The following is a 23,619-nucleotide window of genomic DNA, read 5'->3' as shown; positions in this document are numbered from 1 at the left end:
TTCTGGTGAGGGGAGTGGGGTGATCGACCTCTCGCTTAGAGCCTATCCGAGAACCGCCGAGGACAGTCCCCTTTGTGGAGCGGGCACCATCGCCGCGATGGTCGGGAACAAAAGGGGACTGTCCCCCCCTCCTCAGGCGGTTCTCGGATAGGCTCTTAGATTCGCCAGCAGACTGCCGGAGGAGATGCCAGCGATTTGCTTGCGTTCGATACGGCTCTTATACTCCGGCAAGTTAGCAGAATGCTTGGACCGCGACAGGAAGAGACGAGCGATGAACGATCGCGCGAAATGCGTCGTGCTGGTGCCGGCGAACTACGGAATCGAGCCGGAATGTGAGCGGTCGCTCGTGCAGCTCGAACGGCGCGGCTATCCCGTTTGGCGAATTCGCGGCTTTGCCAATATCGACCAATGCCGGAACGAAGCGGCAACCGACGCCCTGGCCCGCGACTTCGAAGAACTCTTCTGGATCGACGCGGATGTCGCGTTTCATCCGGACGCGGTGGACCAACTTCGCACGCACAACCTCCCGCTCGTTTCGGGTATCTATCCCAAAAAATCCCAGCGATCCCTGGCCTCTCGTTTGTTTCCCGAGACGAAAGAGATCCTATTCGGCGCGGGGGGAAGCGTGATCGAGATCCTGTATACAGCGACCGGATTTCTGCACACGCGGCGCGAAGTGTACGAAACAATCCAGCGGCAATTGAACTTGCCGATCTGCAACAAGCAATGGCGAAAGCCCACCGTCCCTTATTTCATGCCGATGGTGATCGAGACCGAACGGGGACCGTGGTACTTGGGGGACGATTTTGCGTTTTCGCATCGGGCGCGCGAGGCCGGCTTCAAAATCTTCGCCGATACGACGATTCGCCTCGGGCACATCGGTCGCCATGCTTATAGCTGGGAAGACGCCGGGGGGTCCAATCAGCGTTTTGCCAGCTATCTCTATCGCGTACTCGACGCCGAGGAATAAGAGCCTATCCGAATTCCGCCGGGGACTGTCCCATTTTGTGGAGTCTTCGGAACAAAATGGGACTGTCCCCCTCTCCGCAGGCGGTATTCGGATAGGCACTAACTGTGTCGGCGATCGTCGAAATAAGGGCAATGCTCTCTAGCTCTGGCACCGAGACCGCTCTCTCAACGGCTCGCTCACGGTCGTGGAATCGCGAGACTGCGATGAGTTTCGTGTGAGCAGGCGAACCACGGTGTTGAAGCGCGTTGGAGAGAATTAGAAAGTGGCCCAAGAATTTGCTTGCAATTCATCGCGCGATCCCTATACTCCGACGAACCGCTGGATTTGTGGGGGGCTCCCCCGGCAGCCAGCGGGTCGTCTATTTGTGGCAATCGTCGCCAGTTCATCCGTCAGCATCCTGTAGTGCTGCAAAACCTGTTTCAGCGAACGCGTGCGGCAGCGTTTCCGGAAACCCATTTGCCGCTCTCAAGGCCAGGAGCGATCGAACGTGAAGCTTCCTCTACGGGCGTGGAAAGAGGCGGTAGCAGAAGTATTGGCGACTCTTGGGCGGAAGGAGCGCGGCGATGAAAAGTCGAAGCGTCGCGCCGTTCGCGCGCGGCATCGAAATCACCGCTCCTCCCACCGCAAGCGACCAACGACGCGCTCCGGCCGCCCGCCCTATCGGTCCGCCGGCTTCGAATTCCTTGAGCCGCGCATGGATGTCGCATCTTTTTGGTTCGATTCGGCCGCGAGCTGCTTATACGTCGTAGGCTACGGAGGCGACTCGTTTGGTGTCTCGGTCGGCCAGGATGGGCTAGGTCTTGTTGCGGTTAACTCCCAAACCGGGACCTCGGACGGCCAAACTGTTTCCGCATCGGCAGTTCAGACGATCAAGCTCGAAATGGGCAGTGGATTTGGCGCAGACAGTTCGTCCGGTGGCAATTTCTTTTATGTGGACACCTCAGCTTTCTCTTCGCTTGGCTCGATAGAACTCGTCCTCGATGACCCGACCGGTTGTGGTGCAAACGCTGTCGTCGACGATGGTGGTGCTGGGATTACCTTCTTGCTCGACGGGCTTTCAGGGCAAAATGTCCTCGATGCCCACGGTGCCGGCCACGTTTACAACCCAAACGGCTCCAGCGGCTCTACGCAGGACGGCAACGGCATCTTGATCGACGGCGGCGGCACGAACACCCTCTTTGGCGCGACCGGATTTAATATCCTCGATGGCACGACTGGCTCGAACACGCTCGTAGACGGCGGGGGCACGAACACACTCAACGGTGGCAGTGGGACCGATATTCTCAACGGCGCGGGAGACGGGTCAGGCGGGTCAGTGGGAACCGGCGGCGGCTACAACACGCTCAACGGCGGCTCGGGGAACGAAACTCTTTACGGCGGCTCCAACACCAACGTCCTCAACGATGGCGGTGGGACCAACGTTCTCTACGGCGGGTCCGGCACGAATACGCTGAACGGCAGTCATGGAACCAACACACTTAACGGCAGTCCGTCGACGAACATCTTGAATGATGGAGGTGGGACGAACATCTTGAAGGACGGCGGCGGCTTGAACACGCTCAACGCGCAATCGGGAACCAACACGCTCTACGGCAACGCAGGCGGCACGAACATCCTCAACGCCGGTGGCGGGAATAATACGCTTTATGGCTGCGGCACGCTCTATTCCCCCTCGGGCATCAGCATCACCGGCTCCGGCAGCGGCTACAATCTCACCAACAACGCCGCGGAATCGATCGCGCTCGGCGTCAACGCCGATGCCTCCGGAAACGTCACCCTGACCTCGGGCAACAACACCTTCGTTGGCGGTGCCGGCCCGATCACCTCGAGCAACGCCGGCCACATGAGCCTCGCCAAGTCCGGCGCGGGCACGGCGACCTTGAGCGGCGCGAACGTCTACGACGGTCCGACGACCGTCAGCACGGGCTCCCTCGTCCTAGCCGGCGATGCCTCGCTCGGCAACACGGCCATCGAGGTAACCGGCGGCGCGACGCTTGCCGCCAATCCCGGCTCAGCCACGATCTCCGCCGGCAGCACCGGCACCGGCACGGCCGGGGCCACGCTGTCGCTCGACGCCGGTTCAACCTTCAGCATGAACGACGGCGCCACCGGTACGTTCCAGTTCAATCATCAATCTAGTTTCTCGGGCACATCGCTCGGAATCTCGGGCGCTACGTTCAATTTCGATCTAAATAGCACTCACGCCGACTTGCTCGCAACCACCGGCGCGGCCGCCGTCAGCGGGACTAACACGATCAACATCACCCCGCTCGGCTCGAGCCTATCGGTAGGCCAAAACTATCAGCTCATCACGGCCGCTTCAGGACTTAGCGGCAGTTTCGTGTTCTCTAACGGTGCAACCTCCGAGACCGTCGTTGTTAATCGGCAAGCCTACACGCTGACTCTGACCAACTCGGCCTCGGTGGAATTACTGACCGTCTCCAACGGCGCGATTTACTGGGTCGGAACTGCAGGTTCGGCGAATTGGAACACGACAACGGCCAACTGGTCTTCAACCTCCGGCGGGCCGGCGAACGTGCTATACAGCGACGGCGACGCCGTCATCTTCGACAATCGCGCGACGCGCACGAGCGTCACCGTGTCGGGCAACGTTACTCCATCGACGCTCCTGTTTCAAAACGACTCATCGCACGCGTTGACCATTACCGACGTCAGTTCATCGAGCATTGGTGGCAGCACGACGCTGACGGTCGCCGGCGGCGGCTCGCTGACCCTGCTCGGCACGAATTCTTACACCGGCGTGACGACAATCACCGCTGGAACGCTGCAACTGGGAGATGGGACTTCGATCAATGGGTCCGTCGGCGGCGATATTGCAGACAACGGGTCCCTGATCTTCGCCGATTCCTCGACGCAAACGTTCTCAGGGGCAATCAGCGGTAGCGGGAGCTTGACCAAGACGGGCAGCGGCGCGTTGACCTTGTCGGGATCGAGCACGTACGCCGGCGCGACGACCGTCTCGGCTGGGTCGCTCAAGGGCGGCACCGATAGCGCGTGGAGCGCGAATTCGGCGGTTTCAGTCGCCTCCGCGGCATCGCTTGACTTGGCAGGCCACAACGAGACGATCGGGGCGCTTTCCGGTTCGGGAACGGTCACCAACTCCGTTGGTTCGACGAACATCGCATTGACCTCCAACGGTTCCGGCACATTCGGCGGAACCCTGCAAAATGGCGGCTCGGGCCGAACCCTGGCCTTGAAGATCAATGGCTCGGAAATCCTCAGCGGCAGCAATACATACACCGGGGGCACCTGGATCAACGGGGGATCGCTCACGCTCGCCAACGCACAAGCCATTGCCGACGGCACGACCATTTCTGACAACGGAACCTTGGACCTGGACGGCCAACACCTCGACTCCACGATCGCCCTAGCGTTCCCGACGAGCGGTTCCAGCAGCGGCGCGCTCATAAACAGCAACACCGCGACCGCAATTGTCGACGGCCCAATATCTGGGAACGGCATGGTCGCCGGAAGCAACGCCATCACGCTCGATGGGAACCTCAGTTCCGCCAACTTGACGTTCAAGTCAAGCAACAGGGTGCTCCTCGGCGTCGGAAGCACGTTGCACGGCGTCACCGTCGTCTCAGGCACGCTCAAGCTCGGCGGCAGCAACGCGATCGGCAGCAACATGACCGTGAGCTTGGATGGCGGGACGCTTGACCTCGCCGGTCAAGGAATCTCCGTCTCCGACTCGATCACAGGCAGCGGCACGCTGATCAACAGCGGCGCAAGCATGCACTTGGCTGCCACGGTCGCCGGCTCGGTCACCGTCGAGCAAGGCCATATCGTCTTCGACGGCGATCTTCATCAAGCCAATCTGTCGGTCATCTCAAACGGAGAGGCGGACATCAACGGCGGATTGCTCCCCGCGGGCACAACAGTCGATGAAATCGCCGGTCTCGACATTGAGTCCGGCGTCGTTGCCTTCAACATGAATACAAGCGTCAACTCGGGCGTGCGCGCCAACGGCGGCACGATCGAGTTGAACGGCCATTTAGCGAGCGATACCTCGATCTACTGTCGGGGAGGCACGCTGGATCTCAACGGAGCTGATCTGAGTTCGCCCATCAGCGGATACGGCACGCTGACCAATAGCGGAAGCGCCGCTCACATCCATGGGCCGGTCTATGGCGGCTTCACCGTGGCAGGCAGCGCGGCAAACATCGGGTTCGACGGCGACCTCAGCCAAGCGAATCTTACTTTCTCCGCCGACGGAGCCAGTATCTCGACTCTCGGCGGCAGCACTGCGTCGCTGGGCGGTCTCGACGTGGACAATGGCCACGTGCAGTTGAATTCGCAGATCGATGTTCCTTCAGGAGTCTACGTTGGCGGGGGCACGTTTCAGTTGAACCAGACCCTGGCTTCAACGACGACTATCCATCTCAGCGGAGGAACGCTCGATCTCCACGGCGTAAATCTTGCGTCGCCAATCGACGGATATGGCACCTTGATCAACAGTAGCGCTCCCGTGACGATCAGCGGAGCCATCTTGGGCAGCTTTACGTTTGCAGGGAGCGGCGGCATCACGCTCGACGGCAATATGAGCCAAGCCAATTTGACGATTGCGCTCGATGCTGGCTACGACACGGTGAACCTCGGTGGCAATAGCAACGCGCCGATCGAGAGCCTCGATATAGAATCTGGAACGCTTCAACTGAATACGTCGATTGAAGTCTCATCGAGCGTGACTCTCAACAGCGGCACGTTCGATTTGAACGGCCACAACGCGAGCTTTGGCGATTTGGCAGGCAGCGCAGGGTCAATTTCGAATTCGGCCTCAGCCCCTGCGACGTTAACCGTCGGAACCGACAACTCGTCCTCCACGACCTTCGGAGGAAATATCTATAACGGCTCGGGCTCCGTCGCCTTAACGAAAGCCGGCACGGGTACAACGGTTCTTACGGGTTCCAACTATTCCGCCGGCGCCATCACGATCAGCGGCGGCGCGTTGCAATTTGGTGACGATTCGACAGTCGGCTATGTGGCAAGCAATATCGTTGACGGCGGAACGCTGATCTTTGACGTTCCAAGCGGTGCAACGACATATTCAGGCGTGATCAGCGGCAGCGGGAGTCTGACTAAGATCGGCGCAGGGACATTGAATCTCACGAACGCCAATACATACACCGGCGGCACCACCGTCAGCGGCGGCACGCTGCAATTGGGTGATGGGTCGAGCAACACCGGCTCTGTGCCCGACAATATTGTGGTCGGCGGAGGCGCGACGCTGGCCACGGCCGACTCGGGGACGCTCGTGCTCGGCGGCTTGACCCTCGACTCCTCGGCCACGCTCGATGTCAAAGAAGGAGAGTTGGACATCGACACCGCTCCCACGCTTAGCGGATTCAGTCAGATTATGGTCGACGCGCCGGGAATTCTTCACCTTGCAGCCGATCCGAACGACTCGTCGACCGGCCCGTCGATCGGCGTGGGAGTGAGCGCAGTCGTCGCGCATGGAGCAACCGTGGAATTGGGCGGCTCCGTCGCGATGCTTGCCGATGCGAATAATCGCGTCGCTGTGTGGAACGACGGAACGCTGCTCGTCTCGGGCGCGAACCAGAAAATCGGCGGGATCGACGGCGCGGGCACCTTGACCGTCAGTGCGGGCAGCGGTTTGACGGCTGATTTCATTCGGCAAGCGATCCTCACGATCCACGGCACCACGAGTTCGTTCGGCTCGGTGCAAATCCGCGGTGATCAGACGCCAGTCGCCCATGACACGGCCCGCACGAGCATGCTCGGCTCGATCTCGATCGACAATAACGAAGCGGCGCCGGGATCGACGGTGTATTACGGCACGCTCGACATGATGAACAACGATTTGATCGTCGCCCCACCAGATCAAAGCGAGACGACTGCGCCGAGCGACTATTCCGACGTCAACGACATGGTGCGGTCCGGCCAGGCGAGCGATCATTCATGGACCGGCCGCGGAATCACCAGCAGCACGGCCGCCTACGATCAGCAGCACAAGACGGATTCATCAAACCCGACGACGGGAATGACGGCGCTTGGCGTGATCCTCAACGACGACGGTTCTCACGCCAATAGTGACCACAGCGGGAGCGCGATCTGGAATTCGTGGGACGGCTTCTCCAACCTGACGCAGTACGACACGCTCGTGAAATACACCTATCGCGGCGACACGAAGCTCCGTGGGACTGTCGATTCATCCGATGCTGGCAGGGTTGCCACGATTGGCACTTCCGGCGTCGGTTGGCGCGGTGGGGATTTCTTTTATCAAGGGAGCGTGACCATCCTCGATACGGCCGCCGAATCGAGCGCCGAAGGAAACGTGCCGACCGCGGTGACCATCGGCCAGCTCATTATCACGCCCGTTCCCTATGATCCAACACACGTGACCCTGACAGCCGACGACGTGGCGGCTTGGGGCGACGTGCAACAAGTCGATTTCTATCTCGGCGCGGCGGTTCCGGCCGACAAGATCGACACCATCTACTCCGGGACCGGCAGCGGCTTCGACGGGGGCTCCGGCTCCAGCTCGGGCAGCGGCGGCGGCGCGGGTTCCGGCTCCAGCTTCAGGCCCGGCGGCTGGACGCTTACGGGAGTGGACACCAGCGCGCTCGCGGGCTCGCCGACATTCCTGGCAGTGGCACAATCCACGACCACCGGCGGCGGCACGGTTCGCACTGTTGTACCCGCCAGCGCCCAACTGTCGCAAGAGTGGGATTGGGACGCCGACGGACTCGTCTCGAATAACCGTCTGACCAATGGTCTCGGCGGAACTGGTCATTGGCAAACCTTGACGCAGCTCTGGCAGTATAACGGCACCGAGCAGACTTACCCGCAGAACGCGGTCGGTGCAGCCGCTTATTTTAAGGATCGCGCGGGGACGGTCACGGTCGATTCGCAGGTGACGACTGCTGACATCTACTTCCAGATCGCGTACTACAACATTCAAGGAGGACAAATCAATCTGGCGAACTCAAGCGCCAACATCGACGTCCCGGCCACGGCCGACGATACGATCGGTTCCGTCCTCGCCGGCAGCGCCGTCATGAATAAGACGAACGGGGGAGTCCTCACACTTACAGGATCAAACGACTGCCCCGCCGGCGTCACAATCAGCGCCGGCTATTTGGAAATCGGCGACGGGACCGCCAACGTCGGCTCTGTCGCCGGCAACATATACGTTGCCAGCGGCGCGGCGCTGATCTTCGCCGTTCCGGCTGGTATGACGGAGACGTATTCCGGCGTGATCAGCGGCACCGGCAGCGTGTGGAAGGAGGGCGCGGGGAAGCTCATCCTGAGCGGAGCAAACACGTATAGCGGCGGAACGACTGTGTATGGAAGCAATTGGGGCACAATCGTCGCGAACGGCTCCACGTCGCTTGGAACCGGCGCCGTTTCGCTCTTGAGCGGCGGAGAGTTGGATTTGGGCCCCTCAGTAACACTCGCCAATCAAATCACCGGCCTCGTTGGAACCGGCGCCGGCGGCGGAGGCGCTCTGGTTGGCGCCGGCAGCGCCGCCAGCGGCCTGATCACGTTGGGCGGCCCTGCAACGATCTCCAACCTGACGGTATCCGGCGGCATGAATTCGGGGAGCGGCGCCGCGACGGTCACGTTCGCCGGCACCAACACCCTCAACACCGGCGCCTTGGCCGACGGCGGCGGAGCGCTGTCGGTCGCCGTCAACGGTTCGCTCACGGTCAACAGCCACGACACCTATTCCGGCGCAACGACCGTCAACAACGGCGGCTCGCTGACGATGGGCTCGGCCGCATCGCTCGGCAACACCGCGATCCACGTCGCATACGGTGGGACGCTCGATGCCCAGACCGGATCGACAACGATTTACGCGGGCAATCCGAGCACCGGCAGCGCCACGCTCGCGCTCGATTTCGGATCGACGTTCTGCATGAGTGACGGCGCCACGGGAACGTTCAGCGTCCAGCAGTCGTCCACCTCCGCCGCGGGCCTTACGCTCGGCGGCGCCAATTTGTCCTTTGACGTCGGCGCAAGCAGCGCCGACAAACTGGCCGTCGCGGGCATCGCCAGCGTCAGCGGCACAAACATAGTCAACGTCAACGTCATCGGCAGCAGCGTGAGTTCCTCGTACACTCTCATCACGGCGTCGAGCGGTCTCAACAGCGGCGGCAATTTCGTGTTTCTCGATGGGCAAACCATGGACTCCTGCACCTTGAATGGCCAGCCCTACACGCTGACGCTCAATCGGTCGAACACCGCGGTGACGCTCAGCGTGGCTTCCGTTTCAACCACGCCGGACGCGGCGATCGTCGCGGCCGCCGACCAGGCGCTCGGCCTGTCCGCCAGCGCGACCCCGACGACAGCCCAGTGGGCGCAGTTGACCTCGCTCACCGTCGACAGCAGCCATGTCACATCGCTCAACGGGATCGCCAATGCAACGAATCTCCAGTCGCTCACGCTCGTGCCCAGCGACTTCTCTCAGGATGCAACGCGAGCAAGTCTGCCAGACCTCTCGCCGCTCTCGAAGCTCACCCAATTGACCAGCCTGACGCTCCAAGGGTGCGGGATCACCGACGCGGTCCTCGGCAACCCGGTTAGCGCTCTGCCGACGTTCGCGCACTTGCAAACGCTCGACTTGCGATACAACAACTTCTCCTCTGTGCCCACGTCCGTGGCCAACGAGCCGGCGCTCACGAGCCTGTTCGTCTACGGCAATCCTCTTTCCACGAGCACGAGCGCGCCTTGGTACTCCAACCTTTCCGGCAAGCTGCTCACCGTCGATATCGCCCCGAACAATCCGCAATCCATCGTCGCGAACGCCGCTTCGATTGTCGCAGCCGCGCAGGCCAGCGGCGCTAGCTATCAATCGGCTGTCAACACGGTCTACCAAGACCTTGCCGGCGCGTTCTACAAGCTGCCGATCGAGATCTATCAGTATCTCGTCAATACGATCCAGTACCAGCCGTACCGGGGCGCCATGAAAGGACCGTTGGCGGTGCTGGAAACCGGGGCCGGTAACGATTGGGACACCGACTCGCTCTTGGTCCAGCTCATGGCGGCCGCCGGCGCGAGCGGCTTGCAGTATGCCACGAGCCAGGTGACCGATCCGATTGGCGCGGTCGAGAACTGGCTGGGGGTGCAGACTTCCTCGGCCGTTTACAACGTGCTAAACTTGGCGGGACTCAATCCGACGGTGTCTTCCAGCTACGCGACGTTCGATCATACCTGGTTGGAAGGCACGATCGGCGCCCATCCGGTCGTCCTCGATCCGACGTGGAAGCAATTCGACTATCAAGCCGGCCTGCCCGACATGTTGAATTCCGCGGCGTTCGACCAGACGGGCTATTTGGCGGCGCCGCAAACACAATCGGCGGCCGAGTATTACGAGAACCAGGTGCGGAAAAGCCTCGCGTCCAGCGGTGCGGCCCAGACGATCGCCGATGTGCCATATACCGGATTGATCCGCCAACACGTCTTTACTTCGTTGCCGGCCGCTTCGGCGCATTGGAGTCAATCCAGCAAGACATTGAATTCAGCTATCCCGTCGCAGGACCAGTATTTCGTTCAGATCGCCGTCGCTGATCCAGTGCCGGGTTGCACGGTCTCCGGCGTCAGTCAATACAACGCATCGACGCACACGACGACGATCACCTGCACCGTGGCCGCGTTTGATTCGACGCTTGTCAATCAATCGCTGCTGTTCATCGGCGAGAGCAGCGGCGAGCAAGGATTTCAAATCGTCAAATATGATCCCGCGCAACCCAATCAGTTGGTGGTCGCCGGGGATGCGACCGGCGCCGCCGTTGGAAACCCAGTCGCCCTTTCCCTCACCACGGCTCGCGAGAACCTGGCGGACATCAGCCTGCGGCGGCTTACCGTCGGATACACGGACACCGGCTATTGGAATACTGTTTCTACGTACAACTCTTTTGGCAACTTGGTCACGGTTACGTCGTGGGTCTCGACCGGGTTCGTGCCGCATGTTTACCTGGATGGAGCGGCCGACCCGAATTCACTTTCCGTCGGTTCTCAAAGGTACCGTGCGGGCTATGGGGAATCGATGAATGTGATCGTCCAGGTATTCGCCGGAGGCGCGCCGGCCGATGCTTTTGCCAGCGCGGGATATAGTTTCTCCAATGGATCTTACAGCAAAGTGTACAGCCGTCCGTGCGGCAAGTATATGGCCGTCGGCTTGGACGCCAATCAGACGTCCCAGCAAATGCTGACGAGCATCCGGCAGACGGTCAACTCGGCGGAAATCAGCCAGGCTGACAGCCAGAGCGCTCTGCCAACGTGGATCAATCAGAACGCCGCGAACAAGGACCACCTTATTGGCGGGCTGCTTCAATTGGCGGCGATCCAGTATTTCAATCAATGTGACGCGGGGGAAAGTGAAATTGCCGGATTGACGGGCGCCGTGCCGTTTTACAATCTCGTCGCCTCGGGGCTCGCGACCAGCGATTGGGTGCTTCAGCCGGCCGCGGCTTCGGCGTTGCAGTTCCCTTATCTTCCCACGGGCATGGGCATCGACGTGCCGAGCAACTCGTGGGCCGGCATCTCCATCAACGACGACCACTCGCAGGACCTGAACCGTGATCTCTTGATGGGGTATCAAAACTCGTCGATGGAAGGACTCATCTGGGAGGAGCTTACCAACTACGACAGCATCTCCACCGTCAAAGCGTTCCAGTTGGAACAGCAGCAAAACGCCCAGAATACCTTCCTGACCATCACCTCATCGAACGACGATACGAACACGCTAAACGGCGAGCTGCACTACGGGGTTAACAACGCCGATAACGCCCACCTCATCGCCGACATTCAGGCAGCGGTCAGCTCGGGCTTTACTGCCCGGGTGCCGACCTACGAGGTGATCGTCGGCAACGGGACCCATGGCACCCCAAATCCAAAGGGGCCCTGGACGGGAATTGGCTACATGCTCGTCAATAGCGCCGGCTTAACGCAGGGCTTCGTCATCGACGGCGCGATCAACGGCGTGTGGGATGCTCCGCACGGCGGCGCTGGCGCGGGGGACGAAAAGAGCGCCGACAACGTCTCGCTGAGCGCGAACACGGCCGTTGTCGGTGATCCGATCAATACGGCCAACGGCGACGCGATCCAGGACGCCACGGACGTCAGCGTCCCGAATCTCGGCGCGCCGCTGGGAATGTCGCGGCATTACGATTCGTTCGACACGCCTGCTCAGGGACAAACCGCCCTGCCGGACCGCGGCATGGGGGACGGCTGGTCATTCATGTATAGCGACACGCTCGCGCCCTCTACAACAATCGACGGTCCCCAGCCGGCGAACACGATGGTCTGGTTCACCGATACGGGAATGCGATTGGCGTTCAAGCCCGCCAACCCCAGCAATCCCACGGCCGGCTACATCACGCCGGACACGATCTTCGGCGCGCTTGGCTTCAACACAAGCACGTCAACCTACACCTGGACGGACAAGACCGGAGCGACAATCACGTTCAGCAACGGCGGCTCGGGGACGTATTACGTTACCCAGATCAAGGACCGCTACGGCAACGGCGTGAACATCAGCCGCAGCGGCGCGACCATCTCCACCGTCACGGCCATCGATCCGTCGCATCCCAGCGACACGAGCCGCTATCTCAGTTTTTCGTACACCGGAAACCACGTCACGTCGATCACCGATTACACGATTCCGACGTCGCCGCGCACCTGGACGTACGGTTACGACTCGAGCGCCTCGACCGGCCGCCTGATCTCAGTCACCGCCCCGGTGGCGAGCGGCGAAGCGGCCGTCGTCACGCAGTACGCCTACTTCGATACGACCGCGAGTCCCTCGCCGGCGCTGCACGACCTGCTGCAATCCGTCATCGATGCGAACGGCAACAAAACGCAATTCACTTACTACGCCAACCGCCGCGGGTTCCAAGTGACCGACACGCTGGGCAATTCGCAGAGCTTCTCGTACAACCTCTTCCGCAACCGCACGGCGGCGACGAATGAGAACGACCAAACCACGTTGTACGATTACGACAAGGATGGAAACGTTCTCCAGCAGCTCAATCCAGATCAGACGACGACGACCGCCACCTGGTTGAACGATCTGAAGCAGACCGACACCGACGAGTATGGGCAGACGGAGACGTTCGTTCATGGCGATCCCAATTATCCGGAAAACGTGACGTCGTTCACCGACCGGCTCGGCCGAACGACGACGACCGCCTATTCAGCTCCCGGCGCCAACGGCACAACCACGGCGTTTGGCCAGCCGCTCGTCGTCAACACGTCATCCTTCGGAGGAGACGTCACCAGCTACTCGTACAACTCCGACGGCAGTCTCCATCAATCCATCGAAGATGCGAACGATTCCGCGACCTGGAACTATATCGGCAATTACACGACCTACACGTATCCCTCGACAAGCCGCGGAGAGCCGCTGACGGTCACCGCGCCCGACGCGCATGGGGCCACCGACGGCAGCAGCTATACGACGACGTACGCCTATAACTCCGCCGGGCAAACGACCTCGACGACAACCCAAGTCTCGCCGTCGCTATCGATCACGCGGAGCTGGGCCTTCGACGGCCACGGCAATCTCACCAGCAGCACCGACGGCAACGGGAACGTCACGAATTATCCGAATTATGATCCGCTCGATCGCCTCATCGCCGAGCAGCAGCCGGACCCGGACAATCTCGCGGCCCTCGGCACAAACGGTCCGCTGGTCCAGCCGCAGACAAACTTCACCTACGACGCCAACGGAAATCTCACGCAAACCATGCTTGCCACGGCGTCGGCGCCGGCGACTTCGTTGCGGACCACGACGGCCTCGTACGACGGTCTGAATCGCACCGTCAAGTCGGTTAATCCCGACGGCACCTACACGACCGCCGAGTTCGATCCGGCCGGGAACCTGATCTATTCGACCGACGCGCTCGGCCGAGTGACGCAGTATGTTTATGATTCGCGAGACCGGAAGATTGCCGAGATCGATCCCGTGCCACTGGTCGCGGCGGGCGGCACTGTTGGGTCCGGTCTCTCGACGACGACCCCGATCTCCGCCTGGCGATACGACGGCGGCTCGCGCGTCGTCGCCACGACCGATCCGAACGGAAACACGACGCAGTTCACTTATGACGCGCTGGGCCGCAACCTCAAGACGATTCTGCCCGACCCGGACGGGAGCGGGCCGCTCACCGCCGCCACGACAGTGACGAAGTACGACGACGCGAACGACAAGATGTTCGTGACCGATGCGCTGGGGAGCGGCTCTACCGACACGGCCCACACGACCGAGACCGACTACAACCATCTCGGCGAAGTCGTCGCCGTGATCCAGCCGGCGCCGAGCAGCGGAGCGGCTCGGCCGACCACCGTGTACACGTATGACGACAATCGCAACGTGCTTACAGTGACCGACCCGCTCGGTCACGAGACAAATTACGTCTATGACCAGGCAAACCGCAAGACGGCCGAGATCAATGTCCTCGTGGATTCAGCGAGCGACGATCTGGCCACGCAGTTCTTTTACGACAACAACGGCAATTTGCAGTACGTCGTCAACGCGGCGTATCCGAACAACCATCAACCGTACATCGATCAGAATCCGAGCGGTTATCTCGATGCAAACTCCCCCACGAACGACACGAACCACTTTTTCACGACGACATACGTTTACGACAATCTGAACCGGAAGGTGAAGGAGATCGACCCCAGTCCCGGGTTCCTTCCCAACTCCCAGTCGCCAGCCCCCAGACCCCAGACCGTCTTGACCTACAACCAGACCGGCGAGTTGAGTCAAACGACCGATCCGTTGGGCAACAATACCTACTTCGGCTACAACCTCGAAGGGGAGCAGACCCAGGTGGTCGATGCCTTGGGGAGCGGGCCGACCGACGCCAGCCAGATGACCACGAAGCTCTACGACGCGGTCGGGAATGTGCTGGGCGTGACGGATCCGCTGGGGCGAACGACCCAGTTCCAGTACGAGGCCCTGAACCGCAAGGTCAAGGAGATCGCTCCGGCCCCCGCTCAGTTCTCCGGCCCGGCTTCCAGCCAAACGAATCCCACGACGACTTGGTCTTACGATCTGGATGGCAACGTCACGGCCGCGGTCGATCCGTTGCAGCACGAGACCGACACGGCCTATGATGGCTGGAACCTGCCCGTGAGCGTGACCGACGCGCTGGGCAGCACGGCGACGGCGTACGACGAGCTGGGGCGGGTGTCGACCGCCACCGACCAGCTTAACCGGACCACGCAAGTCACTTACGACAATCTGGGCCGACAGTTGAGCGAAATCGACCCGGCCCCGCAATCCGGCGCCGCTCGCCCCACGACCTCCTGGACCTACGACGCGGATGGCAACGTGCTCTCGATGACCGATCCGGACAAGCACACGACGTACAGCGTGTACGACGGGTTGAACCGCCGGACCGTTTCCGTCAGCGCGCTGGGGGCCGATCCACGAGTGTTTCCCACCAGCACCGTGGGGAGGACGACGACCGCGTACGACGCGCTGGGGAACGTCACGAGCGTGACCGATCCGGCCGGCAATACGACGACTTTCAGCTACGATCACTTGAATCGCGAGACGAGCCAGACCGAGGCGGTGGTCTACACCACGCCGGCCGGCGTGACCCAAACGGCCCCCGTCTCGACGCTGCTCTCCTACGACGCCGATGGCAACTTGACGCAGAAGATCGACGCCGATGGCCGGAAAACGACTTACGGCTATGACAAGCTGAATCGGCAGATCGAGGAGGATTGGTTCACGACCGCCGCCGCCACGAGCGCTTTCCACACGATCCGCACCTGGTACGACGCGGCGGGGCAGGTCACCGGCATCACCGAGACCGACACGCAAAACGCTTCGAACGCGGCCAATTATCAGTATGCTTATGATCTCGACGGCCGGGTCGCCTCGGTGCGGATGGCGCCGGGGGATCTTGTGGCGCAGTACCCGCCGACCACGTCGGGCGGCGTCGTGACCGCGGCCGTGCCGAAGGCGCTGGAGGAGTTGGACTATAGCTATAATGCCGACGGCACGACGAAGAGCGTGACGGATAAGTCAGACCTGTCGAGCTTGAGCGCGAAGAGCGGGACGACCAGCTATCTCTACGACGCGGTGGGGGACGTGACGCAGATCGCCCAGCAGAACACGAGCGGCTATAGCGCGAGCGGAATCACGCCGAAGACGGTGAACTTCACCTACAACGCCGACGGCAGCTTGGACACGATCGCGCGCTACGACGGCACTTCGAACACCTTGGCCGCGACCACGAAGTATCGCACAACCTCCGGCGGGGCCGGCTCGGGGTACGACGGCGACGGGCGGCTCACCAATTTGCAGCAGGTCTTTGGCGCGACGCACAGCTATGCATTCCAATACGACGCGGCCGGCAACGTCACGCAACAGACCTCATTCGACGGCACGGCGAACTACGCTTTCGACAACGCCAACGAGCTGACGAGCGCCAGCCTGACCGGCGAAAGTTTTTCCTACGATTCCAACGGCAACCGCACGGCCAGCGGCTCTACGGGCGCGAGCACCAGCGCGGCGAACCGACTCACGTTCGATGGCACGTACACGTATCAATACGACGCCGAAGGAAATCGGACGAAGCGCACGAAGCTCTCCGACGGCACGATCACCGTCTACGCTTGGGACAATCGCGACCGGCTGACGAGCGTCACCGCCGAGACGAGCGCGGGGGCCGTCACCGACACCGTGAGCTACGGCTATGACTCTGCGAATCGGCAGATCGCCCGCTATGAAACGAGCCAGCCGGCGGTTTACACGGTCTACGACGGCGCGAATCCGTATCTGCAAGTCAGCGATGCGAACAAGCTGGCCGGCGCGGGCACGAGCACGACCCCGAAAATCTCGCAGCGGGAGTTGTATGCGTTGGCCGTGGATGAAATCCTGGCCACGGACGACGACCTGGGCACGAGCGGCAGCGTGCTGTGGGGCCTGGCCGACAACGAAGGCACCCCGCGCGACGTCGTGAACGGCAGCGGCTCGCTGGTGAGCGGCGGGCACATCAAGTTCACGAGCTACGGCGCGCCGACCGGCAGCACGAGCATCCTCGCCGCATTCTCGGTTGGCGAAGGGGGCATGCGCTACGACCAATCGACGGGGCTTTACCAATCCGAATCGCGCATTTACGATCCTCTCTCGGCGACCTGGCTCAGCGTCGATCAATCTGGCCTCGGCGGCAGCGAACCCTACGCCTACGTCGGCGACAATCCGGGCAACGCCACGGACCCGACCGGCGCCTGCGCCCAATCCATCAACGTTCCCACGACCGGCTACGACCTGGCCAGCTCGCCCGCCTTCAATCCCTATTCCTTCACCGACACCGGCGCGCAGGCAGCGATTGATTGGCAGAACGAATATGTGGCGCGGGACGTTCCGACGGCGCCGCAGGAGCCGACCGTGAGCGCGGGGAGCGTCCAGGCGTGGGCGGCGAACTATGTTGGGGGCGGCATGGAGCAGGCGCCAACCGCGGAGGAGTCCCTGGCAATGCTGATGTCGAGCGGCTCGGGAGCGCCGGTGTCGGGCGGCCCGACGCCCTACGCGGGCTATGGCTCGAACATGCTCAGCACGCTGAAGGGGTACTTCTGGGATGGCCCGAAGAACCTGGCCGGAGGACTGCTGCAAAACGCGCTGCACCCGATCGACTCGGACATCGCTTTCGCGAACGCGCTCCTGCACCCGATTGACACGGGCAACGCAGTTGTGCAAGGACTCAACCAGCAGTTGAGCACGGAAGAAGGAAAGGGAGAGTTCCTATTCAATGCGACGCTCGCGGCTCTGACCGCAGGAGATTCGCTCGCCGGAGACGCAACGCTGGAGGTGGAGAACGCGGCTCGCACGGCAACGGCGGAATTGAGTTCGATTCACTTCGTTGCCGAGCCAACCCCAGTCATCGGCCAATTCGACACGGGAGCGCCGTTTGCGAACTTCGAGTATCCGACCGCGCCAAGAAGTATCGCCCGGTTGGATGCAAGCTATCCGCCGATCGAAGGCGTCATCGACACGCCACGGACGCCGGAGCACATGTTGCTCCAGCGGACGTACGCCGAGGCGGCGCAAGAGACCGGCAATTATAAGCGAATCTCGCAGGGCAGTATCAGGCTCGGCGAGTTCTCGGGCCTCAGCCATTCGCCAAACATCGAACCGGACTTCATGGGGTTGACGACCGACGGACAAATCGACATGGCCGAATTCAGAAGCCCGTCGCAGACTATCGACGAACTGGTGACAAAGCTCAAGACGGCTCAAAGCCAACTGCCGCCGGAAATGAGGGGTGAGGTCAATGTGGTCGATCCCAAAGAGTTTATTTGGCGAGCCACACAACCAGAATGAGCAACGATCAAATCACAACGTCCGCCGCATTGTTCTTCGCCGGCGATCGAGGCAGCTCGATCCCGTTGCGGTTTTATGATCGCGCGATTGAAACATTCAACGAGTTTAATCTGTCGCCGATTCTGTTTACCGCATTCGGGGGCGGATTCTTGCACGACGATTGCTATGTGCTGGCGGAACGAGGCGATGACATTAGCCTGTGGGGCGAGGCATTGCGCGCGCGCGCGGGCGAGCTAGTCCATGCATTGCGAATGGGCGAGGTCGAGTACTTGAAATTCGACTCGCCGCGCGCTGGTTCTAGCGATCGATCCGATTGGCGCGCCGACGTTGGCGTTGGGACGTTCAATTTCCCGATGTTGTACTTTGGAATCGACGACGGACTGATTCCCGATCCGCGCGAATTGCTTCGGCGCGCGTGTGCGCTCGCCGAAGGTATTTCTGAAGTGCGTTATGGTTTCGCGTACAAAATGCCGCTTTCGCAGCACCCTAGCAGGTATGCCATGGGCGGTGAGGCGGTAACGCTCGAATCGTTCAAAGAGGAGGCAAGAGCGCGCCGCGCTGGCACGTATCGGAAGAGCGCCGATCGCCTTTGGCAGGATGAGATCGGCGGGAAGGATCGCCATTTGACGGGTTTATTCCGCGGCGCGTATCCTGTGAGCATTCTTTCCGAAGCCCATTTGCAGAAAGCTGATTTCCTGCCGCAACGCATCGGAAAGCTCTCGAAGCTCGATAGTTCGCTTTGGCTCTGGGAACTGTCTGATGCCGAATTTCCCGTCGCCGAGGAACTCTTGGAGTCGCAAGGCGTTTTGGTCCGACAGCAATGAATATGTCGTTCATGCTTTCGCAATTGCACTACACGTATAACGCGGACGGGACGGTGGCGAGCGTGAGCGACAAGTCGGACCTGTCGAGCTTGAGCAGCCTGCGCGGGACAACCAGCTATCTCTATGACGCGGTGGGGGACGTGACGCAGATCGCCCAGCAGAACACTTCGGGCTACGGCGCGAGCGGGATCACGAGCAAGAGCGTGAACTTCACGTACAACGTCGACGGCAGCCCGGACACGAGCGCCAGCCTGACCGGCGAAAGCTTTTCCTACGATTTCAACGGCAACCGGACGGCCAGCGGCTCGACGAGCGCGAGCACCACTCGAGGAAAAGGGGATAAGTCCCATTGTTGACGGGACGCGATCGGTTTTGGGATGCTAAGAGCCGCGAGAATTGCCCCGGGCGGAATGGTTTTTCATTTCTTGAATCGGGGCAACGATCGGCGTGAAATCTTCGAAGACAATGGCGACTACGAGGCCTTTTTGCGAGTGCTGCGCACGACGCAGCAGCGGATTGCGATGCGGGTCCTCGCTTACTGCTTGATGCCCAATCATTGGCATTTGCTCCTCTCGCCGATTGCGGACGGCGAACTGGCGACCTTCAAGCAGCATTTGACCAGAACGCATGTCCGTCGCTGGCATCTGAATCGTCACAGCGTAGGACGCGGGCATTTGCATCAAGGCACGTACAAGTCGTTTCCCGTTCAAGAGGGCGACCATTTCTACACGGTCGTCCGCTATATTGAGCGGAACGCCCTGCGCGCCAACCTCGTGAAGAAGGCGGAGCGATGGCGGTGGGGAAGCCTCGTGCAGCGGATCGGGCAGCAAACCGTGGTTGAGCCACCGGAACTATCGAAATGGCCGTTGGCCGAGCCGAAGGATTGGCTGGCATGGGTCAACGAGCCTCAAACCGAACGCGAGTTGGAAGCGATTCAGCTGTCGGTCAGCCGCGGCCGCCCGTTCGGCGCCGAGAAGTGGCAGACTCGCACCGCGAAACGACTCGGGCTGGAATTCACCTTGCAGCCCCGAGGCCGACCTCGCACGGACAAAGCGACATCGGCTAAGTTGAAATAATTGGACCTATCCCCTTTTCCTCTCCCAGATCCATTGCCATATCACGCATATACTCCAATATATGCGCCTGTCCCCTTTATTTCACGGGCGTATTCTCGATCGAGGAAAATCGGAAATGGCTGATGACGCGAACCTTGCTGCCGACTTACGCGATCTCCTCGCGGCAGGGCGAAAGATCGAGGCGATCAAGCGGTACAGGGAAGCGACCGGGGTCGGGCTGGCCGAGGCTAAGAGTGTGATCGACGAGCTGATCGAGAAGTTGGCGCGGGGCGCGCCGCGGCCGGCAGATGCAAGCGGCGAGTCGGACTTTGAGCAAGAAATCGTTTCGCTGTTGGAGCAAGGGCGAAAAATCGCGGCGATCAAAGTCTATCGCGAGCGAACCGGCGCCGGACTTAAGGAAGCGAAAGAAGCCGTCGAGGCCGTTGCCGCAAATCGCGGGATCGTCGCCCCGTCACGATCCGGTTGCTTGGGCCTGCTCCTCTTCGCCTGGATGATCGGCTTGTATTGGCTGTTCTTGACGCCGCGGTGAAAACCGCCGCGAAATTGCACGGAATTCGGCCACATCGTTCGCCAAGGCGATTTGCAAGGTATATTTGCGATGATGAGCGATGCCTCGCCACCATCCGCTCGCCACCGCTGCCGACTCCGATTCCGGACATTGAAATTCGCTCCACCGCCGGCGTAATAAGCAGACCGTAGCCGGCGGTTTTGAACCTGCTTCTCGGCGATTATGCCCAATTGCAAGTCATGCGGAACCGAGATCGATGATTCGCAGGCCGCGGCCTCGCTGTTTGATCTCAGCTTCTTGCCATCCCCCGAGGGCAAACTATCTCGCCATAGGGCGCGACACCGCGCCGCCAAGATCGGCCCGCTCTGCCCCCGCTGCTTGGAGCGCCGCCTGGCGCCGAAGCCAAAACGATAGTCGCGATCACCGCGCGGGCCGCTCTCGGTCAAAAGACATGTGCCACAACCTTAGTTTGCTTCCTCGCTGAGCATCCCAAATTGCCGCAGCTTGCGATAGAGAGTTTTGCGGTCGAGGCCGAGGGTGCGGGCGGCGAGGGTGCGATTGTCGCCGAGGCAGTGCAGGACGTGGAGGATGTAGCGGCGCTCGAGTTCTTCCAGCGGCACGAGTTCGCCCGGATCGGGGCCGCCGATCAGCACTTGCGAGCTGCGATAGTCGCGAATCTTCTCTGGCAAATCGTCGAGCGTGAGCTTGTCGCGCCGAGTGAGCGCGACCGCGCGCTCGACGACGTTTCGCAGCTCGCGGATATTTCCGGGCCACGAGTAGCCGAGCAACTTGTCGGCGACCGGTTCGGAGATGCCGAGGACGTCCTTTTTGCCGCGCGCGGCGAAATGCTCGATGAAATGTTGGGCGAGGAGCAGAATGTCGGCCCCGCGCGAGCGAAGCGGCGCGACTTCGATCTGAATCACGTTGATGCGGAAGAACAGGTCCTGGCGGAAGCGGCCTTCTTCGATGGCCGTCTCCAAATCGCGATTCGTCGCCGCCAGAATCCGCGCGTCGAACGCGACCTCGCGCTCGCCGCCGACCGGGCGGACCTTGTTCTCCTCGAGCGCCCGCAGCAGCTTCGCCTGCATCGAGAGTGGCATTTCGCCGATCTCGTCCAACAGCAGCGTGCCTCCCTCGGCCTGCACGAATAATCCCTTGCGATCGCTGCGGGCGTCGGTGAACGCCCCTTTGATGTGTCCGAACAGCTCGCTTTCCAGAAGCGCGTCGGGCATGGCCGCACAATTCACCGCGACGAACGGTTTTTCGTTTCGCCGGCTGCGTTGGTGCAAGGCGCGAGCAACCAATTCCTTGCCGGTGCCGCTCTCGCCAGTGATCAGCACAGACGCCTCAGAATCGGCGATCCGCGACAACTGATCGTACAGCTTGGCCATCGCCGGGCTCTCGCCGAGCAGCTCCTCGAAGCGCGACGTGCGGGCGACGGCCTCGCTGAGCGAGCGGACCTGCTCCTGAAGCCGCCGCCGCTCGACCGCCCGGCGGAGGATCACGCCCAGCAATTCCATCTCGACTGGCTTCGTGACAAAGTCGTATGCGCCGGCGCGGATTGCCGCAATGGCCGTCTCGAGGCTGCCGAACGCCGTCATCACCACGACTGGAATATCGGGCCGGTTGGCCACGAGCCGCGAGCAGAACTCGATGCCGTCCATTCCCGGCATCTTGAGATCGGTAAGCACGACGTCGAAATCTTCGCCCTCGAAAGCTGCAAAGCCTTCCGCCGCCGACGTGAAGCACACGGGTACGAAGTCGCGGAGCCGCAAATCCGCCTCCAACAGATCGCACATGCTCCGCTCGTCGTCAACGATCAGAACCTTCGGTTTCATTGCGTCGATCAGCATTGAGAACCCCTCACAAAACCGCCTGGGAGAAGGGGACAGTCCCCGGCGGTTTTCGGATCAGCTTCACAATTCCGTCTCCGCGGGCAAGTATACGCTGAAGCAGCTTCCTTTGCCCGGCTCGCTGGACACATCGATCCATCCTCCATGCTCGCGCACGATGCCATAGGCGATGGATAGCCCGAGGCCGGTCCCCTCGCCGACGCCCTTGGTGGTGAAAAACGGCTCGAAGAGATGTTGGCGATGCTCCGGCGAGATGCCGACCCCCGAATCGCGGACTTTAATGCAGTAGTATTCACCGGGCCGAGAACCGCGCGCCGCGAAGGGGACAGTCCCCTTTTTTTCCGCGACGCCCTCACCCCGGCCCTCTCCCGTCAAGGGAGAGGGAGACGTCGGGGACAGTCCCCCGTGCACTTCCTCAAGAACACTAGCGGCGCGGCGACCAATGCCGATCTCGACCTCGCCACCATCGGGCATCGCCTGGATCGCGTTCACAACGAGGTTCGTCAGCACTTGTTGAATCTGTTCGGCATCGACCGCAGCCACCGCCGGCTCGCCGCTCGCCGCAACGCAGAGTTGGACCTTTCGCTCCTCCGCGAGCCCGCGCAGCAGGTCGACCGTTTGCGTCGCGACCGAACGCAAATCGACCGTGGCCTTGCGCGGAGTGCCGGCGCGGGCGAAATCGAGGAGCTGGCGGATGATCTTAGTCATCCTGTCCGCTTCGGTTTTGATTGCGGCGGCACTCACGCCGATTTCATCCGGAGCAAGACGCCCGGACAGGATCAAGCCGGCGCGTCCCGCGACAACATTGAGCGGCGTGCCGAGTTCGTGGGCGATCCCCGCCGCCAAACGGCCGACCGTATTGAGCCGATCGGTATGTCGGAGTTGCTCGATCGCGGCGATCCGCGCTGCGGTCTCCTCGCGAATCTTGTTTTGTGAATCGGCGAGCCGCGAACACATCTGATTCAGGCTCTCGCCCAGTTCGGCCAATTCATCGTGCGAACGGAGATTCACTGGGCCGTCAAGATCTCCGGCAGCAACTCGCCGCGTTTTCTCGGTCAGTTCGCG

At 61.4% G+C, this 23,619-nt stretch carries 8 protein-coding genes; 6 read left to right on the top strand and 2 right to left on the bottom strand.

Features of this window, described 5'->3' with window-relative positions; translation table 11 throughout:
• Window positions 1-271 precede the first annotated feature (271 nt).
• From VGY55_06030 to VGY55_06005, 6 genes are all read left to right on the top strand, one after another.
• Window positions 272-970 carry a hypothetical protein gene (locus tag VGY55_06030; protein HEV2969532.1) on the top strand — a complete coding sequence of 233 codons (699 nt, stop codon included), beginning with the start codon at window positions 272-274 and terminating at the stop codon, window positions 968-970.
• Between the two features lie 694 nt (window positions 971-1,664).
• A complete protein-coding gene (locus VGY55_06025) occupies window positions 1,665-18,293 on the top strand; it encodes an autotransporter-associated beta strand repeat-containing protein (GenBank protein HEV2969531.1) in 16,629 nt (5,542 codons plus the stop codon).
• Window positions 18,290-19,117 (top strand): hypothetical protein, encoded by an 828-nt coding sequence (locus VGY55_06020; GenBank protein HEV2969530.1) that lies wholly within the window; start codon window positions 18,290-18,292, stop codon window positions 19,115-19,117. The genes VGY55_06025 and VGY55_06020 overlap by 4 nt, the downstream gene beginning before the upstream one ends.
• Complete coding sequence (locus VGY55_06015; GenBank protein HEV2969529.1) at window positions 19,114-19,473, top strand: hypothetical protein; 360 nt, start codon at window positions 19,114-19,116, stop codon at window positions 19,471-19,473. Before VGY55_06020 ends, VGY55_06015 begins: the two co-directional genes overlap by 4 nt.
• A 54-nt stretch (window positions 19,474-19,527) precedes the next feature.
• Window positions 19,528-20,193, top strand: coding sequence for a transposase (locus VGY55_06010; GenBank protein ID HEV2969528.1), 666 nt, complete (start codon window positions 19,528-19,530; stop codon window positions 20,191-20,193).
• Window positions 20,194-20,308: 115 nt separating this feature from the next.
• Complete coding sequence (locus tag VGY55_06005; protein HEV2969527.1) at window positions 20,309-20,722, top strand: ribosomal protein L7/L12; 414 nt, start codon at window positions 20,309-20,311, stop codon at window positions 20,720-20,722.
• 443 nt (window positions 20,723-21,165) lie between these two features.
• Here the strand turns inward: VGY55_06005 and VGY55_06000 are convergent, their stop codons facing one another.
• Window positions 21,166-22,554: a sigma-54 dependent transcriptional regulator gene (locus tag VGY55_06000; GenBank protein ID HEV2969526.1), complete on the bottom strand. Its 1,389-nt coding sequence runs from the start codon at window positions 22,552-22,554 to the stop codon at window positions 21,166-21,168.
• A gap of 63 nt (window positions 22,555-22,617) precedes the next feature.
• The coding region (locus VGY55_05995) for a HAMP domain-containing sensor histidine kinase (GenBank protein ID HEV2969525.1) at window positions 22,618-23,619 on the bottom strand (1,002 nt) is incomplete at its 5' end.

It is taken from the genome of Pirellulales bacterium (assembly GCA_035939775.1).
Taxonomy (GTDB): Bacteria; Planctomycetota; Planctomycetia; order Pirellulales; family DATAWG01; genus DASZFO01.
Note: the sequence above shows the minus strand (reverse complement) of the source record. Positions and strands in the feature narration are given on the sequence as shown.